This window comes from Polynucleobacter sp. MG-5-Ahmo-C2 (genome assembly GCF_018687735.1).
GTDB lineage: Bacteria > Pseudomonadota > Gammaproteobacteria > Burkholderiales > Burkholderiaceae > Polynucleobacter.
The window spans coordinates 1,677,658-1,691,237 of record NZ_CP061304.1; the positions used below are offsets into that span (position 1 = coordinate 1,677,658).

At 45.9% G+C, this 13,580-nt stretch carries 19 protein-coding genes; 4 read left to right on the plus strand and 15 right to left on the minus strand.

Features of this window, described 5'->3' with window-relative positions; all coding sequences use genetic code 11:
* Position 1 precedes the first annotated feature (1 nt).
* The 4 genes from cyoE to C2740_RS08580 are packed head-to-tail and all read right to left on the minus strand — an operon-like array spanning position 2 to position 3,457.
* Positions 2–895, minus strand: a complete 894-nt coding sequence (gene cyoE / locus C2740_RS08565) for a heme o synthase (RefSeq protein WP_215293245.1) — start codon at positions 893–895, stop codon at positions 2–4.
* Positions 892–2,019 (minus strand): heme A synthase, encoded by a 1,128-nt coding sequence (locus tag C2740_RS08570; RefSeq protein ID WP_215293247.1) that lies wholly within the window; start codon positions 2,017–2,019, stop codon positions 892–894. Before C2740_RS08570 ends, cyoE begins: the two co-directional genes overlap by 4 nt.
* Positions 2,019–2,675 carry a hypothetical protein gene (locus C2740_RS08575; protein ID WP_215293249.1) on the minus strand — a complete coding sequence of 219 codons (657 nt, stop codon included), beginning with the start codon at positions 2,673–2,675 and terminating at the stop codon, positions 2,019–2,021. The genes C2740_RS08570 and C2740_RS08575 overlap by 1 nt, the downstream gene beginning before the upstream one ends.
* Positions 2,672–3,457 (minus strand): SURF1 family protein, encoded by a 786-nt coding sequence (locus tag C2740_RS08580; protein ID WP_251369636.1) that lies wholly within the window; start codon positions 3,455–3,457, stop codon positions 2,672–2,674. Before C2740_RS08580 ends, C2740_RS08575 begins: the two co-directional genes overlap by 4 nt.
* 14 nt (positions 3,458–3,471) lie before the next feature.
* On the opposite strand from C2740_RS08580, the gene C2740_RS08585 reads away from it, so the two are divergent.
* Positions 3,472–3,684, plus strand: a complete 213-nt coding sequence (locus C2740_RS08585) for a twin transmembrane helix small protein (RefSeq protein ID WP_215293251.1) — start codon at positions 3,472–3,474, stop codon at positions 3,682–3,684.
* 68 nt (positions 3,685–3,752) lie between these two features.
* Here the strand turns inward: C2740_RS08585 and C2740_RS08590 are convergent, their stop codons facing one another.
* The 7 genes from C2740_RS08590 to C2740_RS08620 all read right to left on the minus strand — a co-directional run bounded on the left by C2740_RS08590 (position 3,753) and on the right by C2740_RS08620 (position 9,340).
* Positions 3,753–4,607: a cytochrome c oxidase subunit 3 gene (locus C2740_RS08590; protein ID WP_215293253.1), complete on the minus strand. Its 855-nt coding sequence runs from the start codon at positions 4,605–4,607 to the stop codon at positions 3,753–3,755.
* A 29-nt stretch (positions 4,608–4,636) separates the two neighbouring features.
* A complete protein-coding gene (locus tag C2740_RS08595) occupies positions 4,637–4,831 on the minus strand; it encodes a DUF2970 domain-containing protein (RefSeq protein WP_215293255.1) in 195 nt (64 codons plus the stop codon).
* A complete protein-coding gene (locus C2740_RS08600; protein ID WP_215293257.1) occupies positions 4,828–5,412 on the minus strand; it encodes a cytochrome c oxidase assembly protein in 585 nt (194 codons plus the stop codon). The genes C2740_RS08595 and C2740_RS08600 overlap by 4 nt, the downstream gene beginning before the upstream one ends.
* 15 nt (positions 5,413–5,427) lie before the next feature.
* The gene (locus C2740_RS08605; RefSeq protein ID WP_215293259.1) at positions 5,428–5,559 is read right to left on the minus strand and encodes a cytochrome oxidase small assembly protein; all 132 of its coding nucleotides are present in this window, start codon (positions 5,557–5,559) and stop codon (positions 5,428–5,430) included.
* The gene (gene ctaD / locus C2740_RS08610; protein ID WP_215293261.1) at positions 5,543–7,162 is read right to left on the minus strand and encodes a cytochrome c oxidase subunit I; all 1,620 of its coding nucleotides are present in this window, start codon (positions 7,160–7,162) and stop codon (positions 5,543–5,545) included. The genes C2740_RS08605 and ctaD overlap by 17 nt, the downstream gene beginning before the upstream one ends.
* Positions 7,163–7,204: 42 nt before the next feature.
* Positions 7,205–8,362, minus strand: coding sequence for a cytochrome c oxidase subunit II (gene coxB, locus C2740_RS08615; protein WP_215293263.1), 1,158 nt, complete (start codon positions 8,360–8,362; stop codon positions 7,205–7,207).
* A gap of 180 nt (positions 8,363–8,542) precedes the next feature.
* The gene (locus tag C2740_RS08620) at positions 8,543–9,340 is read right to left on the minus strand and encodes a methyltransferase domain-containing protein (RefSeq protein WP_215293264.1); all 798 of its coding nucleotides are present in this window, start codon (positions 9,338–9,340) and stop codon (positions 8,543–8,545) included.
* Here C2740_RS08620 and C2740_RS08625 point away from each other — a divergent pair.
* Both C2740_RS08625 and trmL read left to right on the plus strand, forming a co-directional pair.
* A complete protein-coding gene (locus C2740_RS08625) occupies positions 9,340–10,113 on the plus strand; it encodes a ComF family protein (RefSeq protein ID WP_251369637.1) in 774 nt (257 codons plus the stop codon). The genes C2740_RS08620 and C2740_RS08625 overlap by 1 nt on opposite strands.
* Positions 10,106–10,576, plus strand: a complete 471-nt coding sequence (gene trmL, locus C2740_RS08630; protein ID WP_215293266.1) for a tRNA (uridine(34)/cytosine(34)/5-carboxymethylaminomethyluridine(34)-2'-O)-methyltransferase TrmL — start codon at positions 10,106–10,108, stop codon at positions 10,574–10,576. Before C2740_RS08625 ends, trmL begins: the two co-directional genes overlap by 8 nt.
* A gap of 18 nt (positions 10,577–10,594) precedes the next feature.
* Here the strand turns inward: trmL and C2740_RS08635 are convergent, their stop codons facing one another.
* From C2740_RS08635 to C2740_RS08650, 4 genes are read right to left on the minus strand one after another with little or no spacing between them, the layout of a single operon-like run.
* Entirely contained in the window at positions 10,595–11,617 is a 1,023-nt protein-coding gene (locus C2740_RS08635; RefSeq protein ID WP_215293268.1) for an NAD(P)H-dependent glycerol-3-phosphate dehydrogenase, read from the minus strand.
* A 24-nt stretch (positions 11,618–11,641) separates the two neighbouring features.
* Positions 11,642–12,163 (minus strand): protein-export chaperone SecB, encoded by a 522-nt coding sequence (secB, locus tag C2740_RS08640; RefSeq protein ID WP_215293270.1) that lies wholly within the window; start codon positions 12,161–12,163, stop codon positions 11,642–11,644.
* A gap of 27 nt (positions 12,164–12,190) precedes the next feature.
* Positions 12,191–12,445, minus strand: a complete 255-nt coding sequence (gene grxC / locus C2740_RS08645) for a glutaredoxin 3 (protein ID WP_215294371.1) — start codon at positions 12,443–12,445, stop codon at positions 12,191–12,193.
* A gap of 5 nt (positions 12,446–12,450) precedes the next feature.
* A complete protein-coding gene (locus C2740_RS08650) occupies positions 12,451–12,864 on the minus strand; it encodes a rhodanese-like domain-containing protein (RefSeq protein ID WP_215293272.1) in 414 nt (137 codons plus the stop codon).
* A gap of 22 nt (positions 12,865–12,886) precedes the next feature.
* Here C2740_RS08650 and gpmA point away from each other — a divergent pair, with 22 nt between their 5' ends.
* Positions 12,887–13,576 carry a 2,3-diphosphoglycerate-dependent phosphoglycerate mutase gene (gpmA, locus tag C2740_RS08655; protein ID WP_215293274.1) on the plus strand — a complete coding sequence of 230 codons (690 nt, stop codon included), beginning with the start codon at positions 12,887–12,889 and terminating at the stop codon, positions 13,574–13,576.
* Positions 13,577–13,580 lie beyond the last annotated feature (4 nt).

Sequence of the window (13,580 nt, forward strand, 5' to 3'; positions counted from 1 at the left end):
CTCAGAGGAAGTAGTGATCTATGAGCAACGCTGCAAAGAGCAAAGACAAATAGGTAATTGAAAAGCGGAAAGTTTTCTTAGCCAGCTCATCGCTATAAGAAATAAATAAAGCAATCGCATAGCCCAAGAACATGAAGCCAAGAATAATTGCGGAAACTAGATACACCATGCCGCTCATGCCATAGATATAAGGCAGCATAGTTGCCGCAATCAATATCAGGGTATACAAGAGGATATTGAGCAGGGTAAAACGCTCACCGTGTGTCACTGGCAACATTGGCAATCCAGATTGCACATAGTCGTCACGACGATATAGGGCTAAGGCCCAGAAGTGTGGGGGCGTCCAAACAAAAATAATTAAGACCAAAAGCCAGGCTTCGGCAGATAGCGTATTAGTTACCGCAGCCCAGCCTAGCGCTGGAGGCATTGCTCCAGAGAGGCCGCCAATCACAATATTTTGTGGCGTTGCTGGCTTTAGTAGCCAGGTGTAAATCACAGCATATCCCACAAAGGTTGCTAAAGTCAGCCACATGGTGAGGGGGTTGCAAAAGTTCCATAGAATGACCATTCCGAGCGAACCGAGAATGATAGAGAAAACAATAATATGAAATGGTGTCACCTCGCCAGTGGCTGAGGGGCGCCAAGAGGTACGCTTCATCTTTGCATCTACGGCTTGCTCAATTAAACAGTTCACAGCAAATGCGGCGCCCGCCAATAACCAGATACCAATAATTCCACCGAATAGAACGGGATAAGGAACCATACCTGGCGTCGCCAAGAACATGCCAATCACTGCACAAAAAACGGCAAGCTGAGTCACCCTGGGTTTTGTTAAAACCCAGTACTGACGCCAACGTGGCATTGCGACAGGCGCAGAGGTTTTAGGTGTGTTCATCGCTTTGCCATCTTCTTTGAAGGGGATGGGGCCCAAGACGCCCAATAACTCATCCTGACTAAACAAAATACTAAAGCGGCAGAACCCGCGGTGTGCAATAAAGCAGCAAATAATGGCCACTGAAATACGACGTTGGATATTCCGGTAAGGATTTGTAGCAGAAGCAATGCGATTAAAAGTTTTGCAAAGCGCTTCAGTTCTGATAACACCGGGTTTGCCAATTGCAGAGCTTTCCAGCCCAACGCACCCAAGACAATCAAAACCAAAATAGCAAATAAGCGATGTGCCCAATGAATTGTCTGTAAAGCTACTGGAGAAATAAATTCACCTTGCGCATTAAGACCCAATTGACGCCATAGTGTGAAGCCCTCCCTCCAATGAGTTTCTGGCCAGACACTTCCAAGGCAAGTAGGGAAATCCGGGCAGGCCAATACTGCATAATTAGTACTGACCCAAGCGCCTAAAAAGATTTGGATGGTCAGAACTACAAAAGCAATGCAGAGAAGCTGGGCTGGTAAAGGGCGTATGCGCAGAGTAAGGACAGCAGAAGTGCTCTGCTCCCAAGCTTGCTGTGCATAAGTAGTTAAGCAGGCCAATAAAAGCAAAGCCAACATCAAATGAATTGTCACGATGATGGGCTGTAATTTGAGGGTCACGGTCCATGCACCAAAAGCCCCCTGAACACATACCAACAAGAGTAGACCCAAACTACCCAGCAAAGGGAATTTTCCCAAAGACTTTACCTTGCCAAAAGCGAGGGCTACCTGAACCAAAATTAAGGCGCCTACTGTCATTGCTAAATAGCGATGAATCATTTCGATCCAGGCCTTTATTACGGTGACAGGGCCAGTAGGCAAAGCGGTCTCGGCCAACTGAATCTCGCCAAGTGCATGAAAGGGATTGGAGACCCCATAGCATCCCGGCCAATCAGGGCAACCCAGCCCTGAATCGGTTAAACGGGTAAATGCGCCAAACACAATCAGATCAAACGTCATAAAGACTAATACCCAATTGAGTTTTTGGAAAAAGCTATAGCCTGGCCTCGTCCAAAGATAAGCCAAGGGAAGTCCTGCAAATATGATCGCAATAGTAGCCAACTCCAAGAACAAAACAAAAGTAGGCATTACAAATTCTCACCCTTGTGATTTAACTTCAAGAGTTTTTCTAAATCCTTTTTGATGCCGGCAAATTCTTTCGGCGAATTGGTAACTGGGAAATACATCATCTTCGCCGGACTTGGATCAATCAACTGAATTTGCTGCCCTGAACCCTCTTTATTTAACCAAGATTCAAACTCGGCCTTTATCTTAGGATCTCCTGGAAGCCCTATAACCTTAAATCCAGCAGCCTGCTCGTCATAAGCCTTGGCAACTTCAGGATCAACAGGCTTTCCATCGGTATTGATCCAGACGAGTTGAACACGCTTACTCTCTCTACCCATTGCAATCCTCACCTGACGCATGAGAAAGAGCGCTTCAATACATTTTTCATCTTTGATTTGGCATTCACCGGCAGGGCGCGCAATCAAAAGAGTCCATTTACCTTGCAGCGGAACATTAAGCCACATCGCATTCAATTCTTGAGCTGGGTAGACCAAAGTGCCAAAGTTTGTTTTTCCACCTTCAGGTTTAATAACGTAATAGGCAAAATATGAAGCTATAACCGGAGAGGCACAAGCAAGCAATAACAACAGCATCTGAATGCGACCACGACGAGTGCGCGCATTAATAGCGGATGCGTCTATCTGTGAAGCTGGAATTAATAATTCTTTATCACTCACTCTTGATCCCCATTCAAACCCCGCCACCTATATTGCCGCAGGCCAGTAATCAACCAAAATAAGAAGCCAACAAGCGCTAATGCAAACCACTGGAATGCATAAGCATAATGGCGATCGACTCCGGTCGTCAGGGGAGCCCACTCGCGCAATAGGCCATCATCGATACCAGTATCAACCTCTCGCAAAATAAAAGGGCTCTGAGCCCAACCGCGCAATTTGCCCTCACCCACCAAATCAAAATTCTGCTCAATTCGGGGCTTGCCAGTATCGATGGCAGCCTTGCTTTCGCCTAAGGCATAAACCCTACCCGGATGGGCAAAGACAATACCTTCAATATTGACTTGATTAGATGGCGTTTTAATCGGAGGCAAAGACTCACGATTCTCATTGTTACGCGGAGCCCAACCCCGATTTACCCAAAGAATCTCATCGCGCCCCTGAAGCTGCAAAGGCATCAAAAGGTAAAAACCAGACTGCGAGGAATTGCTCCCAACAGAAGGGATTGGTCTTGGCCGGTTGTCCAACCAAATAGCCGCACGTGGGATATATTGACCACGAGCAATCATGCGACGCTCGCTTGCTTCTTCTAAAGTCAAAGGGCCCGCATTTGCACTCAAAATTGGCATCTGTTGCCTAGCTAATAAATTAGCGGCCAAGGCAATCTTGCCCTCAGCCCTACTCAACTGCCAAATACCAGCAGCACAGCCAATTGCAATGACCAGCAAGGCTGATAAAGTAGCAACTATGCGCTTAGCAATGAGAGCTGTAAAAAGATTATTCAAGTGAAGGATTTAAGATGAAGTGGATTATTCCGATTGTCCTACTAATGATTGTTGCTAGCTTAGGGTCAGCTCTCTATTACATGATGAAAGATAGGGGTAATAGCTCCAGAATGGTTCACTCGCTCATGCTGCGCATCGGTCTATCGCTCGCACTATTCATCGGGATTCTGCTAGCCCATTACTTTGGTCTGATTGAATCTACCGGTATCAAAGTAGGCACAAACTAAACTAGCCACTTAAAAATAGAACGCCTAAAAATCAATCGGGGCTTAGCGCCCCGATTTTTTTATCCCAGTTACATCCAATAGACAGCGATGTACAGACCAAGCCAGACAACGTCAACAAAGTGCCAGTACCAAGCAGCACCCTCGAAGGCAAAGTGATGTTTAGCAGTGAAATCGCCACGAATCATACGACGCAAAACAATTGCCAACATGGTGCCGCCAAGAAATACGTGGAAACCGTGGAAACCAGTCAACATGAAGAAGGTTGAGCCGTAGATACCAGAGGTCAATTTCAGATTGAGCTCATGGTAGGCATGGTAGTACTCATAGCCCTGGAAGCACAAAAAGATGAAGCCCAAGCCAACTGTTGCCGCCAAGCCAATAATGGCTTTCTTCATGTGGTTCTCAACCAATGCATGGTGAGCGATAGTAATCGTCACGCCAGAACTCAACAGCAGCAAAGTGTTCACAGTTGGAATTGGCCAAGGACCCATGGTGGTAAATTTCTCAACCAAACCAGCGGGGCCATCGTTAGGCCAAACAGCCTGGAAGTTAGGCCAGAGTAATTTGCTCTCAACATCACCCATCCAAGGCATCGCAATATTGCGCGCATAGAAGAGTGCAGAAAAGAATGCGGCAAAGAACATGATCTCAGAGAAAATGAACCAAGCCATCGACCAGCGATAAGAAATATCAACGTTGACGCCATTCTTACCAGAATTCGACTCGGCGATCGTGTCGCCAAACCAGTTATAGAGCACGAACAGAATCCATGCGACACCAACCAAGCTTAAGGCGCCACCCCAAGAGGTGTGATTTACCCATCCAGACATGCCAAAGCCAAAAGCGATTAAGCCAATAGCTGCCATAGCGGGATGTCTAGATAGTCCAGGGACGTAATAGTATGGGGTTGAATTGGATGACATCTTATTCTCTCTATTCAATCAAAAAATAATTAATTGGACACAACTGCTTTCACTATCAAGAGCAGAACACCCATAAAAATGAGGGCGCCAACAACACCTGCAATGATAATGTGTACAAAACTTAGTGAAGCTACATCTTCCTGCAAACCTGCTTTTTTACGCACTCCCAAGAAACCCCACATCACGGCTTTCATAGACTGCATAAAACTGCTTTTTTTCTTCATGAAACTACCTTCGACTTAGGGGCAGGCGGCGTACCGCCTAGTCCTAACTCAAAGAAGGTATATGACAAAGTGATTGTCTTAACGTCATCGGGTAAGCCCGCATCAATCACAAACACTACTGGCATCTTCTTTGTTTCATTTGCTGCTAGCGTTTGTTCCTGAAAACAAAAACACTCTAATTTAGTAAAAAACTCTGTTGCACTTTTAGGGGCGTAGCTCGGTATTGCCTGAGCCCGCACTACACGACCGAGATTATTGGTCACTTCATACACAATTTCAGTCATTTCACCGGGATGAACCTCCAAGAAGTTCTTCACAGGCTTGAATGTAAATGGTCCACGACTATTGGAATCAAACTCAATGGTTACAGTGCGCGCATAGTTAACCTGGGTATTGCCAACCTTATTTGGACTAAAGGCTCTGACACCATAATCATTTTTACTAGTTACTACGTTAATGCCAGTGACCTCACACAAGGCCTTGTACATCGGAACCAAGGCATAACCAAAACCAAACATCATGACTGAAGCAATCAGCAGCTTCAATAAGATTTGGCGGTTAGCAGAATAAGTAGCTGTCATATTGGCAAAGTGGGATTAACCCAAAACGCTCCACTTCATCACAATGCCGACAAAGAAGACTGCGGCAATGCTCAAAAGAATTAGCCCTAGGCGACGATTATTCGCAGCTAGGGCTTGTTTGGAAGACGTATTAAATTCCTGCTTCACGCAACTGCTCTGCACTAGGAGGTGTTTCAAAGGTATGGTGTGGCGCTGGTGAAGGCACAGTCCACTCTAAACCCTTAGCACCATCCCAAGGCTTGGCCGGAGCCTTCTCACCATAACCACGATACGCAGGCAATGCTACGCAGAACAAGAAGTACACCTGCGCTAAACCAAAACCTAGCGCTCCAATCGAGGCAATAGAATTGAAGTCAGCAAACTGAGTAGGGTAGTCTGCATAACGACGTGGCATACCAGCGAGGCCCAAGAAGTGCATTGGGAAGAAGGTGATATTAAAGAAAATCATGGAAGCCCAGAAGTGGATCTTGCCACGCGTTTCACTGGCCATACGACCTGTCCACTTAGGACACCAGTAGTAGAAGCCAGCAAACATTGCAAACAATGAACCTGCTACCAACACATAGTGGAAGTGAGCAACTACGTAATAGGTATCTTGCAAACCAATATCAATTGGCGCCATTGCCAAGATCAACCCTGTAAAACCACCCATCGTAAATACGAAAATGAAGCCAATAGCCCACAACATTGGAGTTTCAAAGGTCATCGAACCTTTCCACATCGTTGCAACCCAGTTGAAAATTTTCACACCAGTTGGAACAGCAATCAACATCGTTGCATACATAAAGAACAGCTGACCAGTGACTGGCATGCCTGTTGCAAACATGTGGTGAGCCCAAACGATGAATGACAAGATCGCAATAGACGATGTTGCATAAACCATAGAGCTGTAGCCAAACAATGTTTTTCTGGAGAATGCTGGAACGATTTCACTGACGATTCCAAAGGCAGGAAGAATCATGATGTAAACCTCTGGGTGCCCAAAGAACCAGAAGATATGCTGGAACATGACTGGGTCACCACCGCCAACAGCAGAGAAGAATGAAGTGCCAAAATGGCGGTCAGTCAATACCATGGTGATAGCGCCAGCCAATACAGGCATTACAGCTATCAACAAGTAAGCAGTGATCAACCAAGTCCAGCAGAACATTGGCATCTTCATCAAAGTCATGCCAGGGGCACGCATATTCAAAATGGTCACGATGATATTGATCGAACCCATAATGGAAGAAGCACCCAATAAGTGGAGGGCAAAAATAGCCATGTCCATACCAGGACCCATCTGTGAGGTCAAAGGCGCATAGATGGTCCAACCACCTGCTGGAGCGCCACCTGGAACTAGGAATGAGCTCAACAACAAGGTTGCAGCCACCGGCAAAATCCAGAAGCTGAAGTTATTCATACGGGCAAACGCCATATCAGACGCGCCAATTTGCAAAGGCACCATCCAGTTAGCAAAGCCAACGAATGCCGGCATGATCGCACCAAATACCATTACCAAGCCATGCATGGTTGTTAGCTGATTAAAGAACTCCGGGCGGAAAAACTGCAGGCCTGGTTGGAATAACTCCAAACGAATTCCCATGGCCATTACACCACCAGCCAGTAAGCTAACAAATGAGAAGATCAGATACATCGTGCCGATGTCTTTGTGGTTTGTTGCAAACAACCAACGACGCCATCCGTGTGGCGTGTGATCATCATGCGCGTGGTCGTGTGCGTGATCGTGGGTAGTAGAGACTGTGCTCATGAATTACTCCGGTTTCGTTTTATCTGTATTAGTTAATTTGGATTACTTGCCGCCACGTGCGGTAATAATTTGTTGGGTCTGAATTACCTCACCCGTCTTATTACCCCATGAGTTACGGGTGTAGGTAATAACGGCGGCGATATCGCCATCAGAAATTACGCCAGCCCATTTAGGCATTGCATTTTTACCGTTGAGCAGAATGTTGTATTGACCTTCCTTTGGTCCATTCACCACTTTGCTACCGTCTAGCGCTGGGAATGCGCCCGCACCCTTACCATTTGGCTGGTGACATGCAGCACAATTCGCTGCATACACTTTTGCACCACGTTCTTTTTGCTCATCTAAGGTGTAAACCTTGGAAGGGTCATCACCGCCAGCACCCATTTCTTTTTTCTTCTGAGCAACCCAAGCCGTGTAGTCCTCTTGTGAAACTACTTTTACAACGATAGGCATGAAGGCATGCTCTGCACCACACAACTCAGAACACTGGCCGCGGAATGTACCAATTTTCTCAGCTCTAAACCAAGTATCACGAACAAAGCCTGGGATCGCGTCTTGCTTTACACCAAAGGCTGGAATAGTCCACGCATGAATCACGTCATTTGCAGTTGTGATCAAACGAATTTTTTTGCCCACTGGCACAACCATTTCGTTATCCACTTCCATTAAATAGGTATCTGACTTAGGTGCCAAGTTGTTAATTGCTTCACGTGATGTAGCTAAGGTGGATAAGAAACTAATGCCTTCGCCTTCGCCTTTGATGTAGTCGTAACCCCATTTCCACTGATAACCAGTGGTCTTAATGGTGATATCTGAATTGGTTGTATCTTTCATTGCCACAACCGTTTTTGTTGCAGGCAATGCCATGCCAATAACGATGAGCAAAGGAATGACTGTCCAAATGATTTCAACGGTTGTGCTCTCGTGGAAAGAGGCTGATTTATGACCCAATGATTTGCGGTGTTTCAAGATGGAATAGAACATCACCCCAAATACACCGATAAAGATCAACGCACAGATCGCCAACATCATCCAATGCAACCAGTGGATCTCTTGCATGATTTTGGTTGCAGGTGCAGCAAAATTTAACTGATTAACAGCTGGGCCACCCGGCATATTTTCAGATGCCTGTGCAAAAGCAGTGCCAAAGGCTGCTACTAAATAGAGCGAAGCCCTAATGACTTTTCCAAATAAATTCATCTTATTCTCTGTTTATTGTCGCGAGCAAAGTGGCTAAAAACGCCACAAAATGCCCAAAAAGCGGTCTAAAGCCAATACATCCAGCGGTAATTATAGGGTTAATTGAGCTCAACAACAAACCGACCTAACCCAAGCTAATCCAATCTTGGCAATGGTTAAAATGATAGTAAGCACTCACACTTAAGCAGAATCTGACCTAGTCTTGCGCCCAATTTGATTTATATCAATATAGGCGATGTTGTCCCGTGCTTTCGTAAGATGTTTTCCTATCACCCAAGCGTGTCCATACACCACCTCTAATGTCATTTTTTGCGGCAAAACTCCGCTTTTGAACTGTTCAATTGCTGGCATTTGTAGCAATTTCAATGCACCTGCATCAGCCATTAATAGTGCATCAGACTGGTAATCAAGGCTTATAAATTCCATATCCATTACAGGATCCAAAAAACGCTCTCCGAGAAGAGCATCCCCCATATCGTGCATATCCCAAGGACTCAATAAATTTTTTAACTTCAGGACACCCAGCTCAAGAGCGCGTAATTCATTTCCGGTATCAGGCCCTAAGTAGCTAAAAGTGATTAAGCCGCCCTCTCGCAAAATACGCCAACACTCTTGCAAAAAATGTCGTGGATCAGGCAAGTCTTGCAACAAGAGATCACTGAACACCAAATCAACAGAATTGTCTGGAAGATTAAATTTATCATTTGCTAGGTAACTAGCTATGGGTTCCGCATTCCTATTAAACAAAGAGCGCCAATTAGATAAAGCTTTTGAGCGCCACATGTCAAAACCAGAAATTCCCTCTTCAGACAGACTATGAATATTTGCATTGGGATAGCGTTTTGCAAAAGAAGCCAAATGCTTTCCAGGAAAATCCGGAACGATAAGAACATCCTTGACATCGAGTTTGACGACATCGAGTTTTTGCAACATGCGGTCTGCAATTTCGTCTTGTAACCATCTGATCGGCTGGGTCATTGACTCAGTATACTCAGCGCCCCATGCGTTTTCTAGAGAAGATTTTTCAATCTATTAGCCAGCAAGTTCTGCCAAGCGCCTGCATCGTCTGTGAGCGCCATCAACTGAACTCAATTTGCGCACAATGTTTGCAATCCTTAAGGACGGATGGCTTACTCAATTTTGAATGTTGCTTTCAGTGTGGCATCACCCTAAAAATGCCAGAGCTTAAAGAGCAGCGCTGTAAACAATGCAAAATTAATCCACCTTATTTTGATAAAACTTATTGCCTAGATCGCTATGAAGGTGCACTACAAAATGCAATCCATCAACTGAAGTATCAGAAACGTCTTGCTCATGCCCATGGACTAGCAAATGTGTGGAATCAACTGCTTCCGAAGCAGTTAGAAAATAGCAATGCAAGTTTTCTACTGCCCGTACCCCTGAGTACACAGAAATTATCCTCACGGGGTTTTAATCAAAGCTGGGAGATTGCGCGCAGAATTCATTGCAATCCAAGTATCCAGAAATTACCTCGCGCACTAAAGCGCCATCATCATGAAATTCAACAAGCAGGAGGTGGGCTTTCTGCCAGACGCCTAGCAATACGAGACATGTTTTATCTTGATGACAACTTTATGCCGCTTTTACAGGGTGAAAACGTCATTGTTTTTGATGATGTGATGACCAGTGGAGCCACTCTTAATGAAATCGCACGCGTTCTGAAGGACAATGGTGCATCACACGTCACCAACTGGGTTTTACTCAGAACAGCAAGAGCGCCACATGTTTAATATTGTTTTATTCGAGCCTGAAATCCCACCAAATACCGGCAACATCATTAGACTATGCGCCAATACCGGAGCTACGCTGCATTTGATTGAGCCCCTAGGATTTCCAATGGAAGATGCCAAACTGCGCAGAGCAGGGCTCGACTATCATGAGTTCGCGAAAGTAAAGGTTCACGCCAATTGGGCGCAATTTCTTCAAGATGAACAACCGGACCCAAAACACCTATTTGCTTTAACAACAAAAGGAAGTGGAAGGTTTCATGAAGGCAAATACACCCCTCACGATTACTTTGTGTTTGGCTCCGAGACGAAAGGCATTACTGACGAAGTGCGTAACTCCATCCCAGAAAATAATCAAATGCGCCTGGCAATGCAAGATAGTAGTCGTAGTTTGAACTTATCTAATACGGTAGCGATTGTGGTGTATGAGGCCTGGCGCCAAAATGGTCTGGCAGGCGGCAAATGAAAGCTTGGCCGGGGCGAACTAAGCCTCTATTTTTGGGTCCCGGCCCATTAGCTTCTTGAGTGCTTCTGGTGGTGAAAGTCTGCCAGCAAGCACTTCACCCATCATTGTAGTAATTGGCATCTCAACACCCAGGCGCTTCGCCAAATCTCCTACTGCAGCAGCGCAAAGGACCCCTTCAGCCACATGGCCTAGGCCAGACAAAATCTCTTTTAATGATTTACCGGAGGCAAGTTCGAGACCTACGCGTCGATTACGAGAAAGATCTCCTGTTGCCGTCAATATGAGGTCGCCAACTCCCGTGAGGCCCATACAGGTTTCTGGTCTACCACCGGCTGCCTTCACTAAGCGCATCATCTCAGCCAAACCGCGCGTAAGAACAGCAGCCCGAGCATTTAAACCCAAATCCAAGCCATCGCCAATACCAGCGGCAATTGCTAAAACGTTTTTAATCGCGCCACCTAACTCCACACCCACCAAATCATCACTTGAATAAACGCGCATATTGCCATGATGAAACGCAGCTTGTGCTACAACACACAAATCAGCGGAAGTGCTGGCAATTGTTAAGGCACATGGCATCCCGGCGCCGACCTCTGATGCAAAGCTGGGTCCAGATAATGCGCCATAAGAATGGCAAATGCCATGGTTATGTAACTGATCCTCACGCTCAACCACTTGATGCGGCAACAATGCTGTAGTTGGCTCCAAACCTTTACATAACCAAATAATATTGAGAGGATGCTCAGCAATTTTTAATACTTGGGCAATTGTTTCTGAAAGCCCAGACATTGGCGTTGCAATCACCAATAGATCATCAGCAAAAAGTCTTTGAATAGCGACAGAGAGATTGCTCTCTAATGTAATGTTTTTGGGCAACTGAATGTTAGGCAGATAGGAGCGGTTCTCGCCGCTCCTATCAATATCTGCCAGTTGATCTTTGCTGCGAGACCACAAGCAAACATCTCCATCCTTGAGGTGGCGCGCCGCTTGTGCAGCCATCGCCGTTCCCCAAGCTCCAGCACCAATCAGGGTCACTTTCATGATCTAAGAGCCCCTTGTTTAGAGCTAATGGGGAAAAATAATTTTGCTCTCATCAGTGGCGCCACTCTCTGTGCCAGCTGCCTGTTGAGCTTGCATGAGGCGGTGCTCATACATGCCATGGAAATTAATCTCATTCAGATGAATGGGCTGGAAGCCGGCGCGACTAATGATGTCGGCAATATTTGAACGAAGGTATGGGTACAAAATGGTTGGGCAGGCAATACCCAGCATCGGATCAAGCTGTTGCGGTGGAATGTTACTGAATTCAAAAATGCCAGCTTGCTTAGCCTCAACCAAGAACAGCACTTTTGAGTCTACTTTGGCGGTAACGGTAGAGATAATCGCCACCTCAAAAATGCTCTCGCTTAATGGGCTAACAGCAATATCAACCTCTACTTCTACTTGAGGCTCTGCAGCAACCAATAAAATTTGTGGCGCATTAGGCTGTTCCAATGAAAGATCTTTAAGATAAATGCGCTGAATCCGAAATCCAGGTTCATTTGAGTTATCAGCCCCTGCTTGAGGTGCGGTAGATTGTTCAGTCATTGCTATCTTTCTTGACGAATTAATACATTAAACCAATAAGGGATCGAGCTTACCTGCACGATCTAAAGCCACAAGATCATCGTATCCACCAACATGAGTGTCACCAATATAAATTTGCGGAACAGTGCGGCGACCAGTGCGGGTCATCATGAGCTCACGCTGCGCAGGATCACGATCAATCAAAATCTTTTCTAAATTACTCACGCCTTTTTTGAGCAATAGCTTTTCAGCCATTACGCAATATGGACAAACTTGGGTGCTGTACATGGTTACTGGGGTCATAGACATTACTTAACCAAGGGAAGGGATGCCTGTTTCCAAGCATGGACGCCACCCTCAAGAGCTCCAACCTCAGCGAACCCTAACTTTTGAACCTCGGCAATAGCCTTACGAGAATAGGCCCCGGTTTCGCAAACCAGAACTACTGGAAGCTTGCGGTCTAACTTGAGCTTCTCAATCGCAGCCGAGATCTCGGACGTACTAATGAATTTGGCCCCAGGGAGTCGGCCTGCCTTATAAGCCTCTTCAGGGCGCAAGTCCAAAACATAGGCCTTTCGACGATTAATCCAAATCGTAGCTTCGGTAGGCGACAAGCCCTTTCCGCCAATAAGCGTAGATAATGAGGGTAGGAAGAGCGCGGCGCCCGAAACTAAAAGCAGGGCAATAAGCGCTAAATTATCAATTTGAGTGAGAAAGTTCATCACCGGATTATAGAATGGCTCTATGAAACAACTTGTCCTTATTCGTCATGGCGAATCCGCCTGGAACCTTGAAAATCGCTTCACTGGCTGGGCAGACGTTGACTTGACCCCAAAAGGCGCAGAACAAGCCCTAGCAGCCGGTGAAAGCCTTAAAAAAGCAGGCTATGAGTTTGATGTGGCTTACACCTCAGTTTTAAGACGCGCCATTCGCACCCTTTGGCATGTTCAAGACGCTATGGATTTAATGTGGCTTCCTGTTGTTCATAGCTGGAGGTTGAATGAGCGTCATTACGGTGCGCTCACAGGTCTCAATAAAGCAGAGACTGCGACTAAGTATGGTGACGAACAAGTTCATATCTGGCGCCGCTCTTATGATGTTCGCCCGCCATTGCTAGAGCCTAGTGATGAGCGCAATCCTATAAATGACCAGCGCTATTCAAAACTAAATACTTCGGACATTCCTTTAGGGGAGTGTCTCAAAGACAATGTAGAGCGCGTGCTACCTCTATGGAATGAGTCGATTGCACCAGCTCTCAAAGCTGGAAAACGTGTACTCTTAGTTGCGCATGGCAATAGCATCCGCTCTTTAATTAAATACTTGGACCAAATGTCTGACGCAGCCATTATGGAAGTGAATGTTCCTAATGGCGTACCACTTGTGTATGAGCTTGATGACAATCTCAAACCCATTCAACACTTTTATCTGGACTAGGGTC

Excerpts from the sequence above, each read along its gene's own strand:
- cyoE (WP_215293245.1), bottom strand. The coding sequence starts at position 895 with ATGAACACACCTAAAACCTCTGCGCCTGTCGCAATGCCACGTTGGCGT.
- C2740_RS08570 (WP_215293247.1), bottom strand. The coding sequence starts at position 2,019 with ATGCCTACTTTTGTTTTGTTCTTGGAGTTGGCTACTATTGCGATCATA.
- C2740_RS08585 (WP_215293251.1), top strand. The coding sequence starts at position 3,472 with ATGAAGTGGATTATTCCGATTGTCCTACTAATGATTGTTGCTAGCTTA.
- C2740_RS08590 (WP_215293253.1), bottom strand. The coding sequence starts at position 4,607 with ATGTCATCCAATTCAACCCCATACTATTACGTCCCTGGACTATCTAGA.
- C2740_RS08595 (WP_215293255.1), bottom strand. The coding sequence starts at position 4,831 with ATGAAGAAAAAAAGCAGTTTTATGCAGTCTATGAAAGCCGTGATGTGG.
- C2740_RS08600 (WP_215293257.1), bottom strand. The coding sequence starts at position 5,412 with ATGACAGCTACTTATTCTGCTAACCGCCAAATCTTATTGAAGCTGCTG.
- ctaD (WP_215293261.1), bottom strand. The coding sequence starts at position 7,162 with ATGAGCACAGTCTCTACTACCCACGATCACGCACACGACCACGCGCAT.
- coxB (WP_215293263.1), bottom strand. The coding sequence starts at position 8,362 with ATGAATTTATTTGGAAAAGTCATTAGGGCTTCGCTCTATTTAGTAGCA.
- C2740_RS08620 (WP_215293264.1), bottom strand. The coding sequence starts at position 9,340 with ATGACCCAGCCGATCAGATGGTTACAAGACGAAATTGCAGACCGCATG.
- trmL (WP_215293266.1), top strand. The coding sequence starts at position 10,106 with ATGTTTAATATTGTTTTATTCGAGCCTGAAATCCCACCAAATACCGGC.
- C2740_RS08635 (WP_215293268.1), bottom strand. The coding sequence starts at position 11,617 with ATGAAAGTGACCCTGATTGGTGCTGGAGCTTGGGGAACGGCGATGGCT.
- secB (WP_215293270.1), bottom strand. The coding sequence starts at position 12,163 with ATGACTGAACAATCTACCGCACCTCAAGCAGGGGCTGATAACTCAAAT.
- grxC (WP_215294371.1), bottom strand. The coding sequence starts at position 12,445 with ATGACCCCAGTAACCATGTACAGCACCCAAGTTTGTCCATATTGCGTA.
- C2740_RS08650 (WP_215293272.1), bottom strand. The coding sequence starts at position 12,864 with ATGAACTTTCTCACTCAAATTGATAATTTAGCGCTTATTGCCCTGCTT.
- gpmA (WP_215293274.1), top strand. The coding sequence starts at position 12,887 with ATGAAACAACTTGTCCTTATTCGTCATGGCGAATCCGCCTGGAACCTT.